This is a genomic window from Streptomyces sp. NPDC008092, from assembly GCF_042957285.1.
Lineage (GTDB): Bacteria > Actinomycetota > Actinomycetes > Streptomycetales > Streptomycetaceae > Streptomyces.
In genome coordinates, this window is record NZ_JBIBHY010000009.1 from 302335 (window position 1) to 324544 (window position 22210).

Here is a 22210-nt window from a genome sequence, read left to right on the forward strand (position 1 = left end):
CGTACGGTTCGCGCGCCTGCACCCATCGCCGCCGTCGACGGAAGCGAGTTGAATCTTGAACTTCCTTACCATCGGTCACCGCGGAGTCATGGGCGTCGAGCCCGAGAACACCCTCCGTTCCTTCGTCGCCGCCCAGCAGGCCGGCCTCGACCTGATCGAACTCGATCTCCACCTCAGCAAGGACGGCGCCCTGGTCGTCATGCACGACGCGGAGGTGGACCGCACGACCGACGGCACCGGCCCGATCGCCGAGAAGACCCTGGAGGAGCTGCGCGCGCTGGACGCGGGCCGGGGCGAGCGGGTGCCGGTGTTCGAGGAGGTCCTGGACTCGGTGCGGACCCCGCTGCAGGCCGAGATCAAGGACATCGCGGCGGCCCGGGCGCTGGCCGAGGTCATGCAGCGGCGGGACCTGGTCTCCCGGGTGGAGGTCTCCTCGTTCCACGACGAGGCGGTCGCCGAGATCGCCCGGCTGGTGCCGGGGGTGCGCACCGCGCTGATCGCCAGCCGCTACGGCACCGACGTGGTGGAGCGGGCCCAGGAGGCGGGGGCCGCGACCCTGTGCCTGAACATCCGGCGGCTGACCCTGGAGGTCGTCGAGCACGCCCGCAAGGCGGACCTCCGGGTGCTCGGCTGGGTGGTGAACACCCAGGACGATCTGCGGCTGGTGCGCGCGCTGCAGCTGGACGGCGCGACGACCGACTACCCGGAGATCAAACGCACCGCCCGCTTCACGGCCTGAACGCCGGCCCGCGCCTCACGCCAACGGCTTGACCAGCAGCTCGAACTGCAGGTCGTCACGCTGGGGAATGCCGAAGCGCTCCTCGCCGTACGGGAACGGCGTCATCTTTCCCGTACGGCGGTAGCCGCGCCGCTCGTACCAGGCGATCAGGTCGTCGCGCACCGAGATCACCGTCATGTGCATGTCGGTCACGCCCCAGTCCTCACGTGCCCGGCGCTCCGCCTCGGCGATGACGACCTTGCCGAGGCCGGCGCCCTGGAGGGCGGGGCTCACCGCGAACATGCCGAAGTAGGCGTGGTCACCGCGGTGTTCGAGCTGACAGCAGGCGACGACCCCGCCGTCCCGCTCGACGACGAGCAGCTTGCCGTCCGGCGCCTTGATCACTTCGAGGACGCCCTCCGGGTCGGTGCGCTGCCCCTCCAGGATGTCCGCCTCGGTGGTCCAGCCGACCCGGCTGTCGTCGCCCCGGTAGGCCGACTCGACCAACGCGACCAGGACGTCCACGTCGGCGTCGGTGGCGTCGCGGAAGATCAGTCCGGCGGCGGCGTTCTCCATGGGTGGGTTCTCCGATTCTCGGGCGCGACTCGGCCGCCCACGAGCCTATCCCCGCCCCGCGGCACCGCTGACCGGCCGCCGCCCCTTCCGGCTCCCCCGCCACCCTGCCACTACGCTCCGGTGGCATGGTGCATGTACTGAGCGGCCGCACGCTGATCCACCCCACCGATCCCGAGCGGTCCCGCGCCTTCTACGGCGAGCAGCTCGGCCTGGCCGTCTACCGCGAGTTCGGTGAGGGCCCGGAGCGCGGCACGGTCTACTTCCTCGGCGGCGGGTTCCTGGAGGTATCCGGACGCTCGGACACCCCGCCCGCACCGGCCGTGCAGCTGTGGCTGCAGGTCGCGGACGTGGCGGCGGCGCACGAGGAGCTGGTGGCGAAGGGCGTCGCGATCGTGCGCCCGCCCGTGAAGGAGCCGTGGGGCCTGGTCGAGATGTGGACCGCCGATCCGGACGGGATCAGGATCGTGCTGGTGGAGGTGCCGGCCGACCATCCGCTGCGCTACCGGCCGGGGATCTGACCGCCCGGCTCGAAGCTCCGTGCCAGGCCGTCGGTCGCCTGCGGCGCCGTGGTGGCCGGTCGCGCTGTTCCTCCCCCGGCCTCCGGGCCCCGGGTCGGCGGTCAGGCCCGCAGGGCGCCCGTCCTGCCCTCCAGGCGGCCCAGCAACTCCGCAAGGAGCCCGGCGAGTTCGCCCTGTCCCTCGGGGGCGAGGACGGACAGCACGGCCGTCTCGTAGGCGAGCTGCTCGGGCAGGATGCCGTCGACGAGGTCGCGGCCCGTGTCGGTGAGGCGGAGGTGGGCGACCCTGCGGTCACGGGCGTCGCCGCGCCGCTCGACCAGGCCGCGTTCGGTCAGCTGCTTGAGGCGTTTGGTGACGGCGGCGCCGGAGGAGAAGGTCTCCTTGGCGAGCTCGCTCGGGGTCAGCTCGTGGCCGGTGCGGCGGAGCGCGCCGAGCAGGTCGAACTCGGGGCGGCTGAGACCGGCCCGGCGCAGCGGGGCGTCCTCGGCCTGCTGGAGGAGGGCGGCACAGCGGTTGATGCGGCCGATGACCTCCATGGGACCCGTGTCCAGCGCGGGATGGACACTCCGCCACTGCCGGACGACGGCCGCGACCGTGTCGTCCCTGCCGACGCCCCGGCCCGCACCCTCTCCGGGGCCGCTGCCCGCGTCGCTCCCGGCCGCCGGTCGTCCGTTGGTCGCCGTCATGGCCGTACGTCCTCCGTTGTCCTCGCGCCGTCCCAGGAGTGCGTTCCCTGGCGTCGTACCGTCGCGGCGAGCGTACGGTGTCCGGACTGCTCGGCGAGCACGACCCGCTCCTGGGGCAGCGCGCGCTGCCACCACTCGCCGGACGCGGCGTCCGCCGTGGCGCGCAGGTCGGCCAGGGCGGCGGACAGGGTGCGGCGGGCGGCCTCCAGGGCGCGCGGCGCCGGCTGCGGTCCGGCGAGCAGGCGGGCGGCCTGTTCACGGGCCCGCTCGACGGCGCCGAGTGCGTGTTCGATGCGGTCGCCGGCCCGGCGGTTGGTGACGACCACGGCGGTGCCGAAACCGACGAGCGCGCCGACCAGGGTGTCCACGACCCGCTCGGTGATCAGCTGCCCCGCGTCCTGGGTGCGGGCGAACTCGGTGACGAGCAGCGCCATCGGGGTGACGCAGACGCTGCCGAGCCAGTAGTTGCGGCCGATCAGCGCCTCGGCGCCGAAGTTGAAGGCGAGGCAGCACAGCACCAGCGCGGCCGGGTGGAGGTGGGCGAGCGGTACGACGGCGGCGAAGACAAGGACGCCGAGGAGGTTGCCGACGACGCGCTGTACGCCCCGGCTCCAGGTGAGGGTGACGTTGGCCTGGTAGAGGGAGGCGGCGGTGACCAGCGCCCAGTAGGGGCGGCCGACCCCGAGGGCGAGGGAGGCGTAGCCGGCCAGGGCGCAGCCGAGCGCGGTGCGGGCGGCGAGGGGGGCGAGCGGGCCCAGCCGGTGCCACAACGGGCGCTGCGGGAGGGAGAGTTCGGCGTCGATGCCGAGGAGGTCGTCGTCGGCGCCCGCGACGCGCGGGACGCGTCCGGTGCCGCGCAGCGCGCGGGCCCAGCCGCGCAGCAGCGCCGGGTCGGCGTCCGCCGGGGCGGCGAGGGCGACCTCGGCGCGGACGACGAGGTGTTCGAGGGCGCGGCGGGTGCGGTCGGTGCGGGCGCCGGTGGCGAGCAGGGACTGCCAGGCGGCCTGCACGGCGGCGGCCGCGGCGGCGCGGGCCCGGTCGTGGCCGGTGCCGGTGCCTGTGCCGGTGCCGGTGCCTGGGCCCGTGCGGCGGGTGTCGGCGTAGGCAGCGGTGGCGTTCAGGGCGTGGGCGGTGGCCCGGCGTTCGGGGCCGTGCGGGCGCAGCAGCCCGGGGGCCATGCCGACCAGCCAGGCCCAGGCGCCGGCCGCGAGGGCGAGGCCGACGTGGCCGGGCACCTGGCCGAGGGTCTGCGGGGCGAACAGGGAGGCGGAGCTGATGAAGGTGAGGACCACGTTCCCGGGCGGGCCGACGCGGGTGGCGTCGCAGAGGACCTTCTGCACCGCGGCCATGAGCGCGCCGACGGTGACGAGGACGACGGCGTCCGTGGTGAGCGAGGCGGCGATCAGGGCGACGGCGAGGCCGCCGGCCATGCCGAGGACCACCCGGGCCAGGGTGCGGGCGCGGGCGGGGTAGGGGCGGTTGTGGCCGTAGAGGGCGCACAGGGATCCGGCCATCGTGTACATCGCCAGGTCGAGGCGGCCGAGGGCCAGCAGGGCCAGGTTGGGCGGGGCGACCGCGGCGACCACGCTGAAGGCGGGCTTGAACCAGATGTCGGAGGGCCGGCCGAGGCGCAGCACACCGGCTAGGGGCAGACGGCGGGTGGTCGCAGGGGTCGCGGTGCTCATACCCATCAATTTAGCATGTGTTTTACTCGTAAAACATTCTCGAACGGTCCTGGTCACAGGCTGTGCTCCGGCGAATGCTCCCCGTGTACACCCTTGCGCTCGCGTGCGCGCCGTACGGCCGGGGCATCGCATCCATCGACGCGACGTCGAGCGGGGAGGTGCGCCGTGCACGGACCGGCTTCGCCCGGCTGGCTGCTGGTGGCGCTGTGCGCGGCGACCGGGGCCTACTGCCTGCTGCGGATGCGCAGCAGCGTCCGGGAACAGCGGCGCGCCGCGGGCGGCGAGGCGCTGATGGGGTTCGGCATGGCCGTCATGGCCGTGCCCGCGACGGTGTTCACCCCGCCGGGGTGGGCGTGGCCGCTGTACGCGGCGGTGTTCGGCGCGGCCGCGCTGCACGCCCTGTGGAGCGCCCGCGGCAGCGCGCACCATCTGCACCATCTGGTGGGGGCGGCGGCGATGGTCTACATGGCGGTGGCGATGGCGGCGGCCCCCGGCGCCCACCATCACGGCGGTGCCGGAGTCCCTTTGGTGACCGGGCCGTTGCTGGTCTACTTCACGGGCTACGTGCTGCTGTCGGGCGCGCGGCTCGTGCCGGGCGCGGTGGCCGCCGGGCCGGTCACGGTGGCCGCAGGGCCGGGCGCGGTCAGGTGGGGCGACCGGCCCGAGCTGGCGCGGGCGTGCCGGTTGTCGATGGGGATCGGCATGGTGGCGATGCTGCTCGCGCTGTGAGGACGTGACGGCGCGCGGCGCCGACGTTGCCTGCGTCACTTTGGCGTAATGGCCTGTACCCGTGAACGGTCCTCCGCTCATAGGGTGCTGGCCATGATGGTCCCCGCGGCACTGCTGCTGCTCGGCGCCCTGACCGCCGTCGTCGGCCCCCGGCTGCTCGCCCGGGCCGACTGGACGGACCGGGAGCCGGTGGTCTCGCTGTGGGTGTGGCAGTGCGTGGTGGCGGCCGTTCTGCTGTGCTGCGCGCTGTCGATGACGCTGAGCGCGGCGGCGGCCTGGCAGGCGGTGCGCGGGCACGTGTTCGCGACCGCCCCGAGCGGGGTGGTGGACGCCTACGCGCTCGGTACGGCCGGCCCGTGGGCGGCGGTGACCGCGGTGGCCCTCGCCTGCGCCGGGCTGTGGAGCGGGGCGATGCTGGTACGGGAGATCGCGCGGGCCAGGGCCAGGCGCAACCGGCAGCACGCCGAACTGCTGGTCCGGTCGCCGCTGTTGCCCGGCGAGGAACCGGCCGACGGCAGGCTCGTCGTGCTGGAGGGCGAGCGCCCGGATGCCTGGTGGCTCCCCGGAGCGGCGCCCCAACTCGTCGTGACGACAGCCGCGTTGCGTCGCCTGAAGGGGCGTCAGCTGGACGCGGTCCTCGCCCACGAGCAGGGCCACGCCCGGGCCCGGCACGACTGGCTGCTGCACTGCTCGGCCGCACTGGCGGGCGGGTTCCCGCAGATCCCGGTGTTCGCCGCGTTCCGCGACGAGATGCACCGGCTGGTCGAACTGGCCGCCGACGACGTGGCCTCCCGGCGCCACGGCCGTCTCACCACCGCGCTCGCCCTGGTCGAACTCAACGAGGACCGGGGGGTGTTCGGCCCGGGGCCGACCCCGCACGCCCATGTCCCGCAGCGCGTCGACCGGTTGCTCGCGGCCCCGGACCGGCTCCCCGCGTGGCACCGGCTGCGGCTGACCGCGACGGCCGCCCTGGTCCCGGTGATCCCGGTGCTGGTGGCGCTCGTACCGAGCCTGCGCGCCCTCGCGTAAAGCCGTACCCGTCAGGGGAATTGCCCTGCGGGCAATGATTCGGCAAAGATCACGTCATGTTTCCCCCGCCCGGCGACCGCCCTGCCCCCCTTCTCACGACCGCCGTTCTCGCCCTGTCCTCGGCGCTGCTGCTGGCCCTCGTCGCCGGCGAGTGGCCTCCCCTGGTCGCGGTGGACGAGGGCATCGCCGACGCCACCCACCGCTGGGCCGTGGCGGACCACGGCACCACACAGGTGCTGCGCGTCCTGGCGGACTGGGTCTGGGACCCGCTGACCATGCGCCTGCTGTGCGCCGCGGTCGCGGTGTGGCTGGTGTGGCGGCACTCGGCGTGGCGGACCGCGCTCTGGCTGACCCTGACCTGCGCGCTCGGGACGGTCGCCCAGCAGTCCCTCAAGGCCGCCGTCGGCCGCCCGCGACCGGTGTGGCCCGACCCGGTCGACTCCGCCCGCTACGCGGCCTTCCCGTCCGGGCACGCCATGACGGCGACGGTGGTCTGCGGCCTGCTGCTGTGGCTGCTGCACCGCTGCGGCGCCGGTCCCGCGATACGGCGCACCGCCCTGGTCGCGGGCGGTATCTCGGTCCTGGGCGTCGGCCTGACCCGGGTGTGGCTCGGTGTCCACTGGCCCTCGGACGTGCTGGGCGGCTGGCTGCTCGGGGCCCTGGTGGTGGCGCTGGCGGTGCTGGCGTACGAGTGGGAGCGCGACGGCCGGGAACCCCCTCACCCGTAGCCCGCGCCACGGCGGCCGTCGGTAGAGTCCGGCGCATGACTGCTGTGCTCTTCGACTTCTCCGGAACCCTCTTCCGCATCGAGTCCACCGAATCCTGGCTGCGGGCGGTGCTCGCCAGGTCCCGAGTACTGCTTTCCGAAGGCCGGTTGGCGGAGGCGGCAGCCGCGCTCGAAGTGGCCGGAGCGCAGCCCGGCGGGGCCTTCCCGGTCGCGGTGCCCGAGGAGCTGTCCGGGGTGTGGGCGGTGCGGGACGAGAGCGCGGAGCTGCACCGGGCCGCGTACACCGGCCTGTCCCGGCGGGTGCCGCTGCCGGACCCCGGCCTGCACGACGCCCTCTACGAACGGCACATGGACCCGGAGGCCTGGTCGCCGTACCCGGACGCGGCCCTGGTCCTGCGCACGCTGCGCGAGCACGGCATCGGCGTCGGCGTGGTCAGCAACATCGGCTGGGACCTGCGCCCGGTCTTCCGCGAGCACGGGCTCGACGCCTACGTGGACACGTACGTCCTGTCGTACGAGCACGGCGTCCAGAAGCCGGATCCGCGGCTCTTCACGGTGGCCCTCCAGGCCCTCGGGGCCGAGCCGGGCGAGACGGTGATGGTCGGGGACAGCAGGCCCGCCGACGGCGGCGCGGCGGCGCTCGGCTGCCGGGTGCACTTCGTGGACCACCTGCCCGTGGCCGAACGGCCGGACGCGCTGCTGCCCGTCCTGGACCTGGTGGGCGCGGCCCGCCGACCGGCCACGCCCACCCAGGCCTGATCCGTCGCGCCGTCCGCCCGAGACGCTCCCCCGTGTCGCCCCGGACGGACGGCAGCCCTGAACAGGCCCCGCGCAGGGCGGTGCCCGCTGCGTCGATTATAGTTGGCTGGCAGCCAGTCAACGCAGGAGTTCCAGGATGTCCCCGCGCAGCCCCTCGGTCAATGAAGAATTGCGCAGGCGTTCGCGCGAGCGGCTGCTCCAGGCCGCGGTCGAGCTGGTCGACGAGCACGGCTTCGAAGCGACCACCCTGGGCGCCATCGCGGACCGGGCGGGGTCGGCGCGCGGACTGGTGTCGTACTACTTCCCCGGCAAGCGCCAGCTGGTCCAGTCCGCCGTGCACCGGCTGATGCACCGCACGCTGGAGGAGGCGCTGGAGCACGAGCCGCACACCGAGGACGGGCGGGAGCGACTGGCCCGGGCCATCGACTCGATCCTGGGTCTCGCCCAGGACCGGCCGGTGCTGATGCGCCAGCACATGGCGGGCCTGCTGCAGGCCGAGGGCTTCGTGCAGTGCCCCGAGCAGCGGCGGCTGGCGGAGCTGCTGGGCGACACCGTCGCCCGGTACGGCTCGCACCACGTCGAGGCCGACTACCCCATGCTGCGCGCCATGCTGATGGGCGCGGTGTACGCGGCGCTGGTGCCGGGTGTGCCGATGCCGATCCCGGCGCTGCGCGCGGAGCTGTTCGAGCGCTACGGGCTCGGCTGGGAGCTGGGCCTGCCGCCCGAGTCGACGCCCGCGAGCGAACGGCGGGACCTCTCCCGGTTCTTCGCCACCGAGGACCGGACCGAGCCCGGGTCCGAGCCCTAGCCCAAGTACGAGCCCGAGCCCGAGTCGAAGCCCATGTCGGAACGTCCGGGCCGGCCGCCTCTGGACGGTGACAGGCATTCATGATCGGCTTCGGGCATGACTTCCCTGATACGCCATGTCACCGTCGACGCCGCCGACCCGTTCGCCCTTGCGGGCTTCTGGGCCGAGGCCCTGGACGGCTCGCTGGCCGACGACGACTTTCCCGGAGATCCGGAGGCCGTGGTCACGACCGCTGCCGCCACCCTGCTGTTCGTCAGGGTCGAGGACCGCAAGGCGGTGAAGAACCGCGTGCATCTGGATCTGCAGCCCCAGGACCGCACCCGGGACGAGGAGGTCGAGCGCCTGCTCTCGCTCGGCGCCACGCTCCAGGGGGACCACCGGCGGCCCGACGGAACCGGGTGGGTGACGCTGTACGACCCGGAGGGCAACGAGTTCTGCGTGGAACGCAGCGCGGCGGAACGGGCGAACCGCTGACCCCGAAGGCGGGCCGGACTCCCGGCTTCCGGCTTGCGGTTTCCGGCAGACGCGCAGCGTAATCACATGATCACACTCACGGCACCCGGACGCGCGTCCACGTCACCCCAGCGGCCCCTGTCTGGACGACCGGGCCGGTGGGATGCTGGAGACACCAGCCCCTCGGGCAAGGAGTCCCCCTGTGTTGCGTGTCGCCGTCGTCGGCTCCGGGCCGAGCGGGTGCTACACCGCCCAGAACCTCGTCCAGCTCGACCCCACGGTGCGTGTGGACGTCCTGGACCGGTTGCCGTGCCCGTACGGACTGGTGCGGTACGGCGTCGCCCCTGACCACGAGAAGATCAAGTCCCTCCAGGGGAACCTGCGCACCGTGCTGGAGCACGAGCGGGTGCGGTTCCTCGGCGGGGTCCGGGTCGGGGGCACGGGCGGGCTGCCCGTGGAGCGGCTGCGGGAGCTGTACCACGCGGTCGTGTACTGCGTGGGCGCGGCGACCGACCGGCGGCTCGGCATTCCCGGCGAGGAGCTGCCGGGCAGCTGGTCGGCCACCGAGTTCGTGTCCTGGTACAGCGCGCATCCGGACGCGATCGACGCCGGGTTCGTGCGGGACGCCCGGTCGGCGGTGGTCATCGGGGTCGGCAACGTCGCAGTGGACGTGGCCCGGATGCTGGCCCGCGGCGTGGCGGAGCTGAGCCCCACCGACATGCCGCAGGCGGCCCTGACGGCGCTGGCGGCGAGCCGGATAGGAGAGGTCCACGTGGTGGGCCGGCGGGGCCCCTCGCAGGCCCGGTTCACCACGAAGGAGCTGCGCGAGCTGGCCGGGTTGCCGGAGACCGAAGTCCGGGTGGAGGAAGCCGAGTTGGCGCTCGACCCGGCCTGCGCCGACCCGTCCGCGCTGCCTGCCGCCCAGCGCCGCAACGTGGAGGTGCTGCGCGGCTGGGGCGAGGCCGGCGGCCGGGGCGCGGACCGCGTCATCCGGCTGCGCTTCTTCCTGCGCCCGGTCGAACTGCTCGACGACGGCGGCCGGGTGGGCGCGGTCGTCTTCGAACGCACCGAGCCGGACGGCAGGGGCGGGGTGCGCGGCACCGGGCGGTACGAGACGGTCGAGGCGCAGCTGGTGCTGCGGTCGGTCGGCTACCGCGGAGTGCCGCTGGACGGGCTCCCGTTCGACGAGGAGAGCGGCACCGTGCCGCACGAGGCGGGCCGGGTCCTGGACAGCTGCTTCGGTGTGCCCGGCGACTACGTGGCCGGCTGGATCAAGCGCGGCCCGACCGGCGTCATCGGCACCAACCGGCCCGACGCCAAGGAGACGGTGGCCTCCCTGCTGGAGGACGCGCCCGCGCTGCTGCGCAAGGAGGTGCCGGAGGATCCGGTCGCCGCGCTGCGCTCGGCGGGCGTCGAGCCCGTCCCGTGGACGGGATGGCAGGCGATCGAGCGGGCCGAGGCGGCGCTCGGCGCCCGGCTCGGCCGGAGCGTGGTCAAGCTGGCCGACTGGGACTCCCTGCTGTCGGCGGCGCGGACCGGGGCGTAGCGGAGCCGAATCCGCCCGCGTCCAGGTGGGCATGACACGTATCGGCAACAGACCGGAAATCAACAAACTGTTCAAACCGCTTACGGTCTCGTGCTGTCCGGATGTCGTCCCCGCTCTGGAGTCCCCATGGCCACCACCAGCGCCTCCGTCCATCCCGTCGACGAGGTCCCACCCGTACGGCAGTTGACCGCGTTCGGCCTCCAGCACGTGCTCGCGATGTACGCGGGCGCGGTCGCCGTCCCGCTGATCGTGGGCGGCGCGATGAAGCTGTCGCCCGCCGACCTGGCGTACCTGATCACCGCCGACCTGCTGGTGTGCGGCATCGCCACGCTCATCCAGTGCGTCGGCTTCTGGCGCTTCGGCGTCCGGCTGCCGATCATGCAGGGCTGCACGTTCGCGGCGGTCTCGCCGATGGTCCTCATCGGCACGACGGGCGGCGGGCTCCCCGCGATCTACGGCTCGGTGATCGTGGCGGGCCTCGCGATCATGCTCCTCGCACCCGTCTTCGGCAGGCTGCTGCGCTTCTTCCCGCCCCTGGTCACCGGCACGGTGATCCTGGTCATCGGCGTCTCGCTGCTGCCGGTGGCCGGCAACTGGGCGGCGGGCGGCGCCGGTGCGAAGGACTTCGGGGAGCCGAAGAACCTGGCGCTGGCGGCCTTCGTGCTCGCGGTGGTGCTCGGCGTGCAGCGGTTCGCGCCCGCCTACCTCGCCCGGATCGCGGTCCTGATCGGCATCGCGGTGGGTCTGGCGGTGGCGGTGCCCTTCGGGTTCACGGACTTCAGCGGGGTCGGGGACGCCGACTGGCTCGGCATCAGCACGCCGTTCCACTTCGGGACGCCGACGTTCCGGGCCTCGGCGATCGTCTCCATGCTGGTGGTGGCCCTGGTCACGATGACCGAGACCACCGGTGACCTGCTCGCGGTCGGCGAGCTGACCGGCCGCCCCGTCGAGCCGCGTTCCCTCGCCGACGGCCTGCGCGCGGACGGCCTCTCGACCGTCCTCGGCGGTGTCTTCAACACCTTCCCGTACACGGCGTTCGCGCAGAACGTGGGCCTGGTCGGCATGACCCGGGTGCGCAGCCGCTGGGTGGTCGCGGCGGCCGGCGGCATCCTGGTGCTGCTCGGTCTGCTGCCCAAGCTGGGCGCGGTGGTCGCGGCGGTCCCGGCTCCGGTGCTGGGCGGCGCGGGCCTGGTGATGTTCGGGACGGTCGCGGCGAGCGGCCTGCGGACCCTCGCCTCCGTCGACTTCCACGGCAACAACAACCTGACGGTGGTGGCCGTCTCGGTGGCGGTCGGCATGCTGCCGGTGGGTGTGCCGACGGTCTACGAGAAGTTCCCCGACTGGTTCCAGACGGTGATGAACAGCGGCATCAGCGCGGGCTGCCTGACGGCGATCGTCCTGAACCTGCTCTTCAACCACCTGCCGTCGCGGGCGGATGCGGCCCCGGGGGCGGTCCCCACCGGAGCCGAGTCCGCCTAGCGCTCACCGCCCGCCGAACAGTCCCGCGGGCACCGCGGCCGCCAGCGCCCCGTACCCGGTCGGGTTGAGGTGCAGCCAGTCCCCCACCTGGAGGTCGGCCCGCAGGCGGCCCGGATCGGCCGGGTCCCGTACCGCCCGGTCGAAGTCGATCACCGCGTCGAAGTGCCCGGGCCCGCGGATCCAGTCGTTGACGCGCTGCCGGGCCGCCTCGCGTACCCCCGCGCCGTCGTCGTAGGCGTTGCCGCCGAAGGGCAGCAGGGTGGCGCCGTAGACGCGGATGCCCTGGGCGTGGGCGCGGACGACGATCTGCCGGTAGGCGGCGACCAGGTCGTCGGCGACGGCCTGCTGGGCCTGCGGGGTGGCGGCGGCGGTGCCGATGTCGTTGACGCCCTCGAAGACGATCAGCCAGGAGACCCCGCTGCGGGACAGGACGTCGCGGTCGAGGCGGGCCAGGACGTTGGGGCCGAGGCCGTCGGCGAGGACACGGTTGCCGCCGGCCGCCTGGTTGAGCACGGCGATGCCGGACGTACCGGCGCGGGACTGGAGACGGTCGAAGAACTGGTCCGGCCAGCGGTCGTTGCCGTTGGTCGTGGAGCCCCGGCCGTCGGTGAGGGAGTCGCCGAGGACGGCCACGGCCCGGGTCGCGGCGGGCGCCAGGACCTCGACGTCGCTCAGCAGGTACCAGTGGTCGACCGCGGTCGCGCCCGTCAGCTCCGGGTCCCCGGTGTGGTCACCGGCGACGAGGTACGACGTGGTGCGCGAGCCCGGGTGCGAGGTGAGCGCCAGATCGGGCTGGCCCTGCGCGGTGTACGCGGTGACCGTGAGGTTGGACCCCGGGGCCAGCTCGAAGTCCACGGGATCGGAGACGACCTGGGCCCCGACGGGTACGACGGTCGCGGCGCGCCCGGAGAACGTCACCCGGTGCAGGCTGCCCGGAACGATCGCGCCGACCCCGGCCCGTCCCCCCGCCGGCAGCGCCACGGTCACCGAGGTGAGCGGGAGCGCGGTGTCGCCGTAGGCGTTGGAGAAGCGCAGCCGGAGCCGGTGGGAACCGACGGTCACGCGGACAGTCTGGCGCAGAGTGGTGTCGGCCAGCACCGAGTGCTCCCCCGTGAAGGGTGCGGGCGGCAGGTTGCCGGTCTCGGTGAGCTGGGGCATCCCGGTCCAGGTGTTCACCCAGTGACCGCCCTGGCGGGTGGCCGGCGCGACCGGGTGCGGACTGCGCACGAGCGCGGTGACGGCCGTGGCGGTCACCACCAGGGCGAGGGCGAGGACACAGGTGCCGAGGAGCGTGCCGAGCGGCGTTCTGCCGGGCTGTGGCTTCACGGGGGCCTTCCTGGCGCGCGGGGGCGGTGGCTGATCTGTCGTCAACTGGCCGTGCGGGGAACCCTTCCGAGCGCGGCCCGGTGCGGCGGCGTGCGGGGAACTCCCGGCATGGTGGCATGGACACGGCCATCCATGGAAGCGCTCCCACGTCACTTTGCGGGACGCCGCGAACGACTGGAACGGATGGCGCGCGAGGCGTTGACTAGAAAGCGCTTGCATCCTACGTTCCGTTCAGGAACCTGACCGATGAGCCTCGAAGGGCTTCCATTCGCGCAGGTGCCAGTCCCCGATGTTCCAGAGGATGAACACGCTTCACTCTGCTGACCATCCAGACGGAACGTCGACAGAACCCCCCACCCGAGAGAAGGCATACGGGACATGACTTCACGAGCACGGAGCAGTGCACGCGCGCTGATGGGCGGCCTGGCGGTCCTGGGGCTCTCGTTTGGCATGCTCATGACCGACGGACCGTCGGCGAGCGCGGCCACCTGGCCCACAGCGACCGGCAGCCAGGCCGTCACCGCGACGATCAAGCTGTCCGGCACGAAGGACTACGGGATGAAGCGCCTGTACGGCAGCGGTGACCTGGGCACCGGCGGGCAGAGCGAGGACCAGGACCCGATCCTCGATCTGGCGGCCGGCACCGTCCTGAAGAACGTCATCATCGGCGCGCCCGCCGCGGACGGCATCCACTGCGAGGGCAGCTGCACCCTGCAGAACGTGTGGTGGGAGGACGTCGGCGAGGACGCCGCGACCTTCCGCGGCTCCTCCTCGTCCAACGTCTACACCGTCTCCGGCGGCGGGGCGAAGGAAGCCGGCGACAAGGTGTTCCAGTTCAACGGCGCCGGGACGCTGAACGTGTCCGGCTTCGCGGTGCAGAACTTCGGCAAACTGGTCCGCTCCTGCGGCAACTGCTCCACGCAGTACAAACGCACGATCAACCTCAACACCATCGAGGCGACGTACAAGGGCAGCGCGCTGGTCGGGATCAACACCAACTACGGGGACAGCGCGACGCTGAAGAACATCACGATCGTCGGGGACAGCAGCAGGAAGGTCGTGCCCTGCCAGAAGTACATCGGCAACAACACGGGCGCGGAACCGACGACGAACGGGAGCGGGCCGGACGGGACGTACTGCAGGTACGCGAGCTCCGACATCACCTACAAGTGAGCCGGAGCGGCGGGGCCGCCTCCTGCCCGGCGGCGACCCCGCCGGCCCGCGCCCGTCTCACACCTCGACGAGGCCGAGCTGCCGCAGCATGCCGAGTTCGTCGCTGCTGCCCCAGCGTTCGACGAGTCTGCCGTCGCCGTCGAACCGGCTGATCTGCATGCCCCGGTAACTGGCCTTCCTGCCGGTCGCCGGATGCCCCATCAGCGGCCCCAGGTTCGTCCCGGAGATGATGTAGGCGAAGGCCAACTCGTCGTCGGTGGCCACCAGGTGCTCCACCTGGAGAGTCAAGTCGGGAAAGGCCGTCCGCAGTTCGCCGAACATGGTCTTGTACCCTTCGGGCCCCTGCGTCTGCCCCGGGGCGGGATCGTGGTCGGTCGAGTCGGCCGCGACGATCCCGTCGAGGGCATCGAGGTCGCCGGCGACGACGGCCTCTCCGAAAGCGGTCTGCGCGGCGATGTTCGTCTGCTGAGCCATGGGCACTCCCGGAGCATCTGGGCCACTGGCCTGAGGTCGGCTGCGAAGCGCATGCACACGGTAGATCGACCGTACACCGCTCCCCCAGCACCGGCACGTCCGTGCGACGGGCCCGCGGGGCAACCGTTCTCCGCCCGGTCTCACACGTCGAGCCCGAGCCGCCGCAGTACGTCGGCGACCTGCTGGTGGTCGTCGCCCGACAGGTCGCGCAGCGGGCGGGGCAGGCTGTCGTGCGGCGTGAGGCCGAGTTCGGCGGCCGCTGCCGCGATGACCCGCAGGGATCCGTGCCGGGCGAAGAGGTCCCACAGCGGCCGGAGCCGCTCCGACTCCTCCCGGGCCCGGTCCGCCCACCCCGCCCGGGCCGCCCTGGTGATGGCGAGGGCGGGTCCGGGGAAGGTACCGGCGGTCACCGAGTACCAGGCGTCGCAGCCGGCGACCAGCCCGGCCGCTCCGAGCGCGTCCCCGCTCACCCCCACGGTCACGTGCGGCGGCAGGATCTCGCGCAGCCGCGCCACCCGGGCCCGGGCCGCGGCCGGGTCGGCGGGGACCCCGGGAATCTTGACCGACGCGACGCGGGGCAGCCGGCCCACCCGCGCGTACAGCTCGTCGGTGAAGGTGAACCGGGTGGTGCGCGGGTTGTCGTAGACCACCAGCGGCACAGAGAGGTGCGCGGTGACGTCCTCGTACAGCCCGAACACCTCGTCGTCGGTCAGCGGCTGGTACGACACCGGGGCCAGCAGCACGCCCGCGGCCCCGGCGTGCTGCGCGTCCTCGGCCGCCGCGAGCACGTCCCGGGTGCGCAGCGCCCCGATGCCCACGAGGACCGGGACGCCGTCGGCCTGCTCCACCGCGATACGGGCGGCTCGGGCCCGTTCCCGGAGCGTGAGGTAGGCGTACGACCCCGTGGAGCCCAGCGCGCCGATCGAGTCGACGCCGGCCACGGCGAGGCGCCGTACCAGGCGGGCGAACGCCTCCTCGTCGATGTCCCCGCCGGCGGCGAACGGGGTCAGCGGAAAGGCACTCAGACCGGTGAACACGGTTGACTCCAAGGGTCGTTCGGCTTATCGGGGGTTGGCACGCAGCCAGGTCAGCACCTGGCCGGCGTGCTCGTCGGGCGGGAAGACCGGGTAGAAGACGTGCTCGATCACGCCGTCCCGGACGATCAGCGTGAGCCGCTTGTAGAGCGTCTGCCCGGCGGTGTCGAACGTCGGCAGGCCGAGGGTGCGGGTCAGGCTGTGCGTGGGGTCGGAGAGCATCCGGAACGGCAGGCGGAGGCGTTCGACGACCTCCTGCTGGTAGTCGGTGTCCTGGCTGGAGAGGCCGAACACGCCGGCCGCTCCGGCGGCCAGCAGCTCCTGGTGGTGGTCGCGGAAGCCGCACGCCTCCGGCGTGCAGCCGCGCGCCCCGGGGATCGCGTTCCACCCCTCGGGCAGGTCGGTGCCCGGGCGTCCGGTGAGCGGGTAGACGTAGACGACCGTCCGGCCCGCCCCGAGCGCGTCGAGGCCGACCGTCGCTCCGCCGGTGGCCCGCAGTTCGAGGTGCGGCAGCTTCGTGCCGGGCAGATGGGCGGCGGCGCCGTCGTCCTCGGGGACGGGCAGGTCGGCGGGCAGACGCAGGTAGTCGGTCATCGGGTCCTCTCCTTCGGCACGGCCGGGCGGTGGGACACGGCTGTTGCGGTGAGCGGCCTCGTGCAGGTGCGCCAGCAGAGCGGTCCGGCGGGCGGTGAGCCCGTCGATGCGCCGGGTGATCTCGTCGATCGCCTCCCGGTACTCGGCCAGCGAGGCGGGACAGTCGTCGGCGTGCCGATGCCCGACCACGAGACAGTCCAGGAAGGGACGGGTGCGCTCCACCGGGATGCCGAGCCTGCCGAGCGCCCGGATCTCCCGCGCGAGCCGTACGTCGCCCTCGCCGTAGTCCCGGTAGCCGTTGGCCAGCCGGTCGGGCGCGAGCAGTCCCAGCGACTCGTAGTAGCGCACCGCCTTGACCGTCACGCCCGCCCGGCGGGCTAGCTCACTGATCCGCATGTCTCTCACCTCGACGCACGCTAAACCCTGCCCCCGAGGGTAAGGTCAAGCCGCCGTGCCGGAACCTGCCACCGGAACCTGCCACCCGAGCCTGCCGCCGGGGATCAGCCGGCCGGGTGCTCAGCCGGCCGGCTCAGTTCCGCGCGGTACTCCGCGTAGGCGGCCCGCAGTTCGTCGCCCGGCCAGTCGGCGGGCAGGAGCTCCGGGGGCAGGACGGGGTCGGCCAGCAGGTGCCGTACCGCGGCGGCGAAGACCGTGAAGCGGTCGGCGGGGAGGCGGGACTCCGACGCCCGGGCCAGGAGGGCGCGGGCGGTGGCCGACCAGGTGGTCAACGGCCAGAGGTCGGCGGCCAGTCCGGGTGCGGGGCGGTCGGGGCGGGCCGTGTAGGCCTGGGCGGTCGCCGCCAGGTCGGCGGGAATCGGCCTCGCCAGGTTCGCCGGACGGAGCCAGACGCCCTCGCGGAGTTCGGCCAGCCGCAAGGCGGCCAGGCGGGTGCGCAGGTCGGCCCGTGCGGCGGGGCCGCGGCCCGTGGCCGTGACGACCAGCATCTCCCAGTCGCCCCGCCACGCGCGCGTACGGGGCCGTACCGCCTCGTCCTGGCGGCGCTGGCGGGCCAGCAGCCGGTCGCTGAGGCCGTACACGGCGTCGTCGCCACGGCGCAGGTCGCCGGCCGCCGTCATGCGGCTGAGCGCGGCCCGGAGCGTGGAGCCGCCGACCCCGAAGGGCTCCACGAACCGGATCAGGTCCTTCACCGGCAGCTCCGGCGGATGCGTGCCCAGCAGCAGGCTCAGCACGACCGACCGGGCGGACAGGGGCCGCAGGCCGGCGTCGGCGGGCTCGGCGGCCTCGGCGGACACATCCTTCATGCGCATGGTCACGTACTGTACGTGCGGTGCCATGTTGCACTATTGCTGCGGTCGCAGGATTACTGCAACATGGAGCCATGGACTCGACCGCCGCGCTCCCGCAGCCGCAGTACGCCACCCACGACGTCACCAACCAGGCACCCCCGCTCGCCCCCTACGACGCCTCCGACGACCGGGCGCTGCTTGAGGGGCTGCGCCGGGAGGGCGCGGAGTGGGCCGAGGAGGGGATCCGGCTGCTCGGGGTACGCGCCGGGAGCGCGCAGGCGCAGGAGTGGGGTGAGCTGGCCAACCGGCACGAGCCGGAGCTGCGCAGCCACGACCGGTACGGCAACCGGATCGACGAGGTCGACTTCCACCCCAGCTGGCACCACCTGATGCGGACGGCGGTGGCGGAGGGGCTGGCCGGGGCCGCCTGGGCGGACGACCGGGCGGGGGCCCATGTCGCGCGGACGGCGGGCGGACTGGTCTGGGGGCACACCGAATCCGGCCACGGGTGTCCCACGTCCATGACGTACGCCGCCGTGCCGGCGCTGCGCGCCCAGCCCGAACTGGCCAAGGTGTACGAACCGCTGCTGACGAGCCGGGAGTACGAGCCGGGGCTGCGCGTGCCGGCGGAGAAGCCGGGGCTGCTCGCCGGGATGGGCATGACCGAGAAGCAGGGCGGCTCCGACGTCCGGACGAACACGACGGCCGCCACGCCCACCGCCGAGCCGGGCGTCTACACCCTGCGCGGGCACAAGTGGTTCACCTCGGCGCCCATGTGCGACGTCTTCCTGGTGCTGGCCCAGGCACCGGGCGGCCTGTCCTGCTTCCTCGTCCCGCGCGTGCTGCCGGACGGCAGCCGCAACGCGTTCCGCATCCAGCGGCTGAAGGACAAGCTCGGCAACCGCTCCAACGCGTCCTCCGAGCCGGAGTTCGACGGGACCGTGGCCTGGCTGGTCGGACCCGAGGGGCGGGGGGTGAAGACCATCATCGAGATGGTCAACTGCACCCGGCTGGACTGCGTGATGAACTCGGCGACCCTGATGCGCAAGACGCTCGTCGAGGCCGGTCACCATGTGCGCCATCGCAGCGCGTTCGGCGCACGCCTCGTCGACCAGCCGCTGATGCGCAACGTGCTGGCCGACCTGGCCGTCGAGTCGGAGGCCGCGACCACGCTGACCCTGCGGCTGGCGGGCGCGGCGGACCGCGCGGTGCGCGGGGACGAGGAGGAGCGGGCCTTCCGGCGGATCGCGACCGCCGTCGGCAAGTACTGGGTCACCAAGCGCGGTCCGGCCTTCACCGCGGAGGCCCTGGAGTGCCTGGGCGGCAACGGCTACGTCGAGGACTCCGGCATGCCCCGGCACTACCGCGAGGCTCCGCTGCTGTCGATCTGGGAGGGCTCGGGGAACGTCAACGCGCTCGACGTGCTGCGCGCGCTGTCCCGCGAACCCGGCGCCGCCGACGCCCTGTTCGGCGAACTCGCGCACGCGCGCGGCGCGGACGCCCGGCTGGACGCGGCCGTGACCCGGCTGAAGAACGAATTGGCCGAGACCGACCAGGCGGGGGCGCGCCGGCTGGTCGAGCGGATGGCGCTGGCGCTGCAGGCCTCGCTGCTGGTCCGGTACGCCCCGGCCGCCGTGGCGGACGCCTTCTGCGCGACCCGGCTCGGCGGCGACTGGGGGTACGCGTTCGGCACCCTGCCGGCCGGTACCGGGTTCGACGCGATCCTGGAGCGGGCGCTGCCTGGCCGGAACTGATCCCTGTGCGAAGCGCCGCCGGCCGCTGACCGCGGACGGATCGCGCACAGTCGCCGTCCGATTCCGCATCGTTGTCAGTCCCGTGGTGCAGACTCCGGAACAGGTGGTACTCGCCTGGGGAGGACAACGGTGTTCACGGGGATCGACGAGGTCGACTGGGCCTCGCTGCGGCACGCGTACGGCAGCGCGGCGGACGTACCCGGTCTGCTGCGCGGACTGGCCTCGGCGGACGCGGCCGAACGGGAGGTCGCGCTCGACGGGATGTACGGCTCGGTGCACCACCAGGGGAACGTGTACGACTCGACGCTCGCCTGCGTCCCGTTCCTCTTCGCGCTGGCTTCCCGTCCGGAGGTGCAGGACCGGGGCGCCATAGTGGAGCTGCTGGTCAGCATCGGTACGGAGAGCGCCGGTTCGCGGGCCGGGGCCGCCGTCCGCGCCGGCGCCGAGGCGCTGGTGCCGCTGGCCGACGACGCGTGCCCCGGGGTGCGCCGCGCGGTGCCCGGGGCGCTGGTCCGGTTCCTCGACGAACCGGAGCGGGTGCTGGCGCTGTTACGGCGGCGGATCACGGTCGAGCGCGACGAACAGGTGCTGCTCGCCCTGACCGAGGCCCTCGGGCTGTTCGTGCGGTGCCGTCCCGACCGGGCCGCCGGGGCGGTGCGGCTGCTGGCCGCGCAGAGCCGGCCGCCGTACGCCCCGACGGCGCGGCTGGCCGCCCTCGGGCAGTTGGGCCTCGGCGCGCCGGAGCGGCTGCCCGCCGATCTGGTGCCGACCGCGGTCCGGCTGCTCAGGGAGCGGTCGGAGCGGCGGCCGGCCGGTCCGGAGCGGGCGGACACGGACACGCTGGTCGGCCGGATCCGACGGCTGCGGCCCTCCGACGAGGAGGGTTCGTATCTGCTGCGCACCCTGCACCGGGCGCTGGGCGACCGGGTGGCGGACCGGATCGCGCTCCTCGTCGGCCAGTTGAGCAGCCCGGACCCGATGGACCGGTGCAACGCGGTGTGGATGTCCGCCGGGCTGTTCCGTGGCTGGCGGGCGGACTTCACGGCGCCGGTGGCGCTGATAGGCAGGCAACTGGGCCGGGAACAGGACCAGTTGCGGGACGCGGCGGTCACGGTGCTGGTGGAGCTGTTCGGGCTGGCCGCGCCGGCCGCCGACGAGCTGCACGCGCTGGTGACGGTGCGGCCCGACCTGTGGGTGCACACCTGGGAGCGCGGCAGACCCTCGCTGGGCGGTCCGCTGAAGGCGCTGGCCAGAAGTGGCGATCCGCGCGCGGTGCCGGCCCTGTCCCAGCTGCTGGCGAGACCGGTGGTGCCCGGCGGGCTGGGCTTCGAGATCGTCCACCTGGGCCCGGCGGCCGCCCCGCTCGCGCCCGCGCTGCGGCGCCGGCTCGGCCAGGTCGACCCGGACTCGCCCGAGGCCGCCGAACTGGCCGCTCCGCTGCTGGCGGCGGTCACCGCCCTCAGGGATCCGGCGGCGGTGCCGGAGGTGCTGCGGCTGCTGCGCGGCGCACCGGACGGGCTGGGGGCCCGGGAAGCCCTTGTCGGGCAGGCGGTACGGACGCTCGATGTCCTGGGTACGGCTGCCCGGGCGGCGGCACCGGTCCTGCGCGGGCTGCTGGACACCCGGCACGCCGCCCTGGCGGCGGGGGCCCTGTGGTCGGCGGAGGGGGACGCGGCCGCCGTACTCCCGGTGCTGCTGCGGGAGCTGACGCACGGCCGGACCCGCAGCGCCCGGACGGCTGCCGAGCAGCTGGGCCGGCTGGGGCCGGCCGCGCGTGGTGCGCTGCCCGCGCTGCGCCGGCTGGCCGGGTCGGGCCGGGTGTGGGAGCGGGCGGCGGCGGCCGAGGCGTGGTGGCGGATCGACGGGGATCCGGAACCCGTACTTCCGGTGTTCCGGGCCGCCTGGTCGGAGAACCCGTACACCCGGGGCGCGATCGCCGGGTGTCTGGCCGCGATGGGCCCGGCGGGTGCCCCGCTGCACGACCTGGTGACGGCCGAACTCGCCGACGCCCGGCGGCACACGGCGCGGCCGGGCGGGTACGGCAGCCACGACATCGCCCAGGACGAGCGGCTGCTCGCCGACTGCCGCCGGGCCCTGGCTCGGCAGTCCCGGTGACCGGCGGCCGGGCCGCAGGGCACCGGCGCCGGGGCCGCAGGGCGCCGGCGTCAGCCGGTCATCCGGCCCCACTGCGGTCCGAGCCGTGCCCACTCGGCGTCCCAGCGGTCCATCCGCCGCCGCTCCAGCCGGCCGCGCGCCACCAGTCCGGCGACGAACGGGACGGCGGCCGCGCTCAGCCCGACCAGGCCGCCGACCAGCGCGGAGCGGAAGTGGGCCTCGGTGGCGGTGGCGGGCCGGGAGACCAGGTGCCCCTGGGGGTCGGTCCAGACGGTGACCGGGGTGCCCACCGTGCTGCCGGCCGGGACCCGTGCCTGGCCGCTGTGCGCGGAGCCGTCGGCGACGGTCCAGCCCACGCGTGCCCAGACCCGTTCGCCGTTCGAGGAGTCCGAGGACGAGCCGGACTCGGGTCGCGCCGAGCCGGGGGCCTTGTCCATGACACGGGCCACGACCGGGTGCCATTCGACGCGCTCGCGGGCCAGTCCGCCCTCGACCGACCGGGCCGCCGCGAGCCCGGCGAGCACCCCGGCCAGCAGGGTGAGCAGCCAGGCGCCGAGCAGCACCCAGGCCTCCATCGTGTCGGCACGGCGCTTCAGCGGGTTGCGCCGCCAGCGCCACAGCCAGACCTTCGGACCACGGAACGCCTTCAAAGGCATCCTCCTCACGCGCGCACGGACAGCCCGGACCGCCCTCCCATACGGGAGCGGCCGCCCTGTTGCTCACGGCGAACTCCGAGTCGACGGTCGCACGACTGACCCCGCTCGCGCAGGCGTCTCCCGG

The 22210-nt window shown here is 73.9% G+C and carries 22 protein-coding genes; 13 read left to right on the forward strand and 9 right to left on the reverse strand.

The features are described 5' to 3' along the window. Positions 1 to 55 precede the first annotated feature (55 nt). On the forward strand, positions 56 to 739 hold the full coding sequence (locus ACFZB3_RS29400) for a glycerophosphodiester phosphodiesterase family protein (protein WP_391380417.1): 684 nt from the start codon (positions 56 to 58) through the stop codon (positions 737 to 739). A gap of 15 nt (positions 740 to 754) precedes the next feature. Here the strand turns inward: ACFZB3_RS29400 and ACFZB3_RS29405 are convergent, their stop codons facing one another. Next, positions 755 to 1294: a GNAT family N-acetyltransferase gene (locus ACFZB3_RS29405; RefSeq protein WP_391380420.1), complete on the reverse strand. Its 540-nt coding sequence runs from the start codon at positions 1292 to 1294 to the stop codon at positions 755 to 757. 125 nt (positions 1295 to 1419) lie between these two features. Between ACFZB3_RS29405 and ACFZB3_RS29410 the strand changes: the two genes are divergently transcribed. Further along, positions 1420 to 1812, forward strand: a complete 393-nt coding sequence (locus ACFZB3_RS29410) for a VOC family protein (RefSeq protein ID WP_391380423.1) — start codon at positions 1420 to 1422, stop codon at positions 1810 to 1812. A 101-nt stretch (positions 1813 to 1913) separates the two neighbouring features. On the opposite strand, the gene ACFZB3_RS29415 is transcribed toward ACFZB3_RS29410, so the two are convergent. Both ACFZB3_RS29415 and ACFZB3_RS29420 read right to left on the reverse strand, forming a co-directional pair. Continuing rightward, positions 1914 to 2498 (reverse strand): MarR family transcriptional regulator, encoded by a 585-nt coding sequence (locus tag ACFZB3_RS29415; RefSeq protein ID WP_391380425.1) that lies wholly within the window; start codon positions 2496 to 2498, stop codon positions 1914 to 1916. After that, positions 2495 to 4183 (reverse strand): FUSC family protein, encoded by a 1689-nt coding sequence (locus ACFZB3_RS29420; protein WP_391380427.1) that lies wholly within the window; start codon positions 4181 to 4183, stop codon positions 2495 to 2497. The genes ACFZB3_RS29415 and ACFZB3_RS29420 overlap by 4 nt, the downstream gene beginning before the upstream one ends. A 165-nt stretch (positions 4184 to 4348) precedes the next feature. On the opposite strand from ACFZB3_RS29420, the gene ACFZB3_RS29425 reads away from it, so the two are divergent. From ACFZB3_RS29425 to ACFZB3_RS29460, 8 genes are all read left to right on the forward strand, one after another. Continuing rightward, positions 4349 to 4912 (forward strand): DUF5134 domain-containing protein, encoded by a 564-nt coding sequence (locus ACFZB3_RS29425; protein WP_391380429.1) that lies wholly within the window; start codon positions 4349 to 4351, stop codon positions 4910 to 4912. 93 nt (positions 4913 to 5005) lie between these two features. Further along, on the forward strand, positions 5006 to 5941 hold the full coding sequence (locus ACFZB3_RS29430; protein WP_391380431.1) for a M48 family metalloprotease: 936 nt from the start codon (positions 5006 to 5008) through the stop codon (positions 5939 to 5941). Positions 5942 to 5997: 56 nt separating this feature from the next. After that, on the forward strand, positions 5998 to 6669 hold the full coding sequence (locus tag ACFZB3_RS29435) for a phosphatase PAP2 family protein (RefSeq protein WP_391380433.1): 672 nt from the start codon (positions 5998 to 6000) through the stop codon (positions 6667 to 6669). A gap of 35 nt (positions 6670 to 6704) precedes the next feature. Continuing rightward, on the forward strand, positions 6705 to 7427 hold the full coding sequence (locus tag ACFZB3_RS29440) for an HAD-IA family hydrolase (RefSeq protein WP_391380435.1): 723 nt from the start codon (positions 6705 to 6707) through the stop codon (positions 7425 to 7427). A gap of 136 nt (positions 7428 to 7563) precedes the next feature. After that, complete coding sequence (locus tag ACFZB3_RS29445; RefSeq protein WP_391380438.1) at positions 7564 to 8235, forward strand: TetR family transcriptional regulator; 672 nt, start codon at positions 7564 to 7566, stop codon at positions 8233 to 8235. A 96-nt stretch (positions 8236 to 8331) separates the two neighbouring features. Continuing rightward, a complete protein-coding gene (locus ACFZB3_RS29450; protein WP_391380440.1) occupies positions 8332 to 8709 on the forward strand; it encodes a VOC family protein in 378 nt (125 codons plus the stop codon). 181 nt (positions 8710 to 8890) lie between these two features. Further along, positions 8891 to 10234 (forward strand): FAD-dependent oxidoreductase, encoded by a 1344-nt coding sequence (locus ACFZB3_RS29455; RefSeq protein WP_391380442.1) that lies wholly within the window; start codon positions 8891 to 8893, stop codon positions 10232 to 10234. A gap of 126 nt (positions 10235 to 10360) precedes the next feature. Beyond that, positions 10361 to 11713 carry a solute carrier family 23 protein gene (locus tag ACFZB3_RS29460; RefSeq protein WP_391380445.1) on the forward strand — a complete coding sequence of 451 codons (1353 nt, stop codon included), beginning with the start codon at positions 10361 to 10363 and terminating at the stop codon, positions 11711 to 11713. A 3-nt stretch (positions 11714 to 11716) separates the two neighbouring features. On the opposite strand, the gene ACFZB3_RS29465 is transcribed toward ACFZB3_RS29460, so the two are convergent. Continuing rightward, positions 11717 to 13039: a GDSL-type esterase/lipase family protein gene (locus ACFZB3_RS29465; RefSeq protein WP_391380447.1), complete on the reverse strand. Its 1323-nt coding sequence runs from the start codon at positions 13037 to 13039 to the stop codon at positions 11717 to 11719. Between the two features lie 378 nt (positions 13040 to 13417). On the opposite strand from ACFZB3_RS29465, the gene ACFZB3_RS29470 reads away from it, so the two are divergent. Then, on the forward strand, positions 13418 to 14212 hold the full coding sequence (locus ACFZB3_RS29470; RefSeq protein ID WP_391380449.1) for a pectate lyase: 795 nt from the start codon (positions 13418 to 13420) through the stop codon (positions 14210 to 14212). A 57-nt stretch (positions 14213 to 14269) separates the two neighbouring features. Here the strand turns inward: ACFZB3_RS29470 and ACFZB3_RS29475 are convergent, their stop codons facing one another. From ACFZB3_RS29475 to ACFZB3_RS29490, 4 genes are all read right to left on the reverse strand, one after another. Then, positions 14270 to 14686: an ester cyclase gene (locus tag ACFZB3_RS29475; RefSeq protein ID WP_391380451.1), complete on the reverse strand. Its 417-nt coding sequence runs from the start codon at positions 14684 to 14686 to the stop codon at positions 14270 to 14272. Between the two features lie 140 nt (positions 14687 to 14826). After that, a complete protein-coding gene (locus tag ACFZB3_RS29480; RefSeq protein WP_391380453.1) occupies positions 14827 to 15723 on the reverse strand; it encodes a dihydrodipicolinate synthase family protein in 897 nt (298 codons plus the stop codon). 24 nt (positions 15724 to 15747) lie between these two features. Further along, positions 15748 to 16710, reverse strand: a complete 963-nt coding sequence (locus ACFZB3_RS29485; protein WP_391380455.1) for a redoxin family protein — start codon at positions 16708 to 16710, stop codon at positions 15748 to 15750. Positions 16711 to 16814: 104 nt separating this feature from the next. After that, positions 16815 to 17582, reverse strand: coding sequence for a PaaX family transcriptional regulator C-terminal domain-containing protein (locus ACFZB3_RS29490; RefSeq protein ID WP_391380457.1), 768 nt, complete (start codon positions 17580 to 17582; stop codon positions 16815 to 16817). A gap of 71 nt (positions 17583 to 17653) precedes the next feature. Here ACFZB3_RS29490 and ACFZB3_RS29495 point away from each other — a divergent pair, with 71 nt between their 5' ends. Beyond that, positions 17654 to 19315 (forward strand): acyl-CoA dehydrogenase family protein, encoded by a 1662-nt coding sequence (locus tag ACFZB3_RS29495; protein ID WP_391380460.1) that lies wholly within the window; start codon positions 17654 to 17656, stop codon positions 19313 to 19315. A 129-nt stretch (positions 19316 to 19444) separates the two neighbouring features. Further along, positions 19445 to 21430: a HEAT repeat domain-containing protein gene (locus ACFZB3_RS29500; protein ID WP_391380462.1), complete on the forward strand. Its 1986-nt coding sequence runs from the start codon at positions 19445 to 19447 to the stop codon at positions 21428 to 21430. 50 nt (positions 21431 to 21480) lie between these two features. Here the strand turns inward: ACFZB3_RS29500 and ACFZB3_RS29505 are convergent, their stop codons facing one another. After that, positions 21481 to 22086, reverse strand: a complete 606-nt coding sequence (locus ACFZB3_RS29505; protein ID WP_391380464.1) for a hypothetical protein — start codon at positions 22084 to 22086, stop codon at positions 21481 to 21483. Positions 22087 to 22210 lie beyond the last annotated feature (124 nt).

What these genes read in the sequence shown, in the direction of transcription:
- ACFZB3_RS29505 (WP_391380464.1), bottom strand. Translation starts at nt 22,086, where the DNA reads ATGCCTTTGAAGGCGTTCCGTGGTCCGAAGGTCTGGCTGTGGCGCTGG.
- ACFZB3_RS29495 (WP_391380460.1), top strand. Translation starts at nt 17,654, where the DNA reads ATGGACTCGACCGCCGCGCTCCCGCAGCCGCAGTACGCCACCCACGAC.
- ACFZB3_RS29475 (WP_391380451.1), bottom strand. Translation starts at nt 14,686, where the DNA reads ATGGCTCAGCAGACGAACATCGCCGCGCAGACCGCTTTCGGAGAGGCC.
- ACFZB3_RS29440 (WP_391380435.1), top strand. Translation starts at nt 6,705, where the DNA reads ATGACTGCTGTGCTCTTCGACTTCTCCGGAACCCTCTTCCGCATCGAG.
- ACFZB3_RS29445 (WP_391380438.1), top strand. Translation starts at nt 7,564, where the DNA reads ATGTCCCCGCGCAGCCCCTCGGTCAATGAAGAATTGCGCAGGCGTTCG.
- ACFZB3_RS29485 (WP_391380455.1), bottom strand. Translation starts at nt 16,710, where the DNA reads ATGCGGATCAGTGAGCTAGCCCGCCGGGCGGGCGTGACGGTCAAGGCG.
- ACFZB3_RS29450 (WP_391380440.1), top strand. Translation starts at nt 8,332, where the DNA reads ATGACTTCCCTGATACGCCATGTCACCGTCGACGCCGCCGACCCGTTC.
- ACFZB3_RS29470 (WP_391380449.1), top strand. Translation starts at nt 13,418, where the DNA reads ATGACTTCACGAGCACGGAGCAGTGCACGCGCGCTGATGGGCGGCCTG.
- ACFZB3_RS29405 (WP_391380420.1), bottom strand. Translation starts at nt 1,294, where the DNA reads ATGGAGAACGCCGCCGCCGGACTGATCTTCCGCGACGCCACCGACGCC.
- ACFZB3_RS29460 (WP_391380445.1), top strand. Translation starts at nt 10,361, where the DNA reads ATGGCCACCACCAGCGCCTCCGTCCATCCCGTCGACGAGGTCCCACCC.
- ACFZB3_RS29410 (WP_391380423.1), top strand. Translation starts at nt 1,420, where the DNA reads ATGGTGCATGTACTGAGCGGCCGCACGCTGATCCACCCCACCGATCCC.
- ACFZB3_RS29435 (WP_391380433.1), top strand. Translation starts at nt 5,998, where the DNA reads ATGTTTCCCCCGCCCGGCGACCGCCCTGCCCCCCTTCTCACGACCGCC.
- ACFZB3_RS29490 (WP_391380457.1), bottom strand. Translation starts at nt 17,582, where the DNA reads ATGCGCATGAAGGATGTGTCCGCCGAGGCCGCCGAGCCCGCCGACGCC.
- ACFZB3_RS29415 (WP_391380425.1), bottom strand. Translation starts at nt 2,498, where the DNA reads ATGACGGCGACCAACGGACGACCGGCGGCCGGGAGCGACGCGGGCAGC.
- ACFZB3_RS29430 (WP_391380431.1), top strand. Translation starts at nt 5,006, where the DNA reads ATGATGGTCCCCGCGGCACTGCTGCTGCTCGGCGCCCTGACCGCCGTC.
- ACFZB3_RS29420 (WP_391380427.1), bottom strand. Translation starts at nt 4,183, where the DNA reads ATGAGCACCGCGACCCCTGCGACCACCCGCCGTCTGCCCCTAGCCGGT.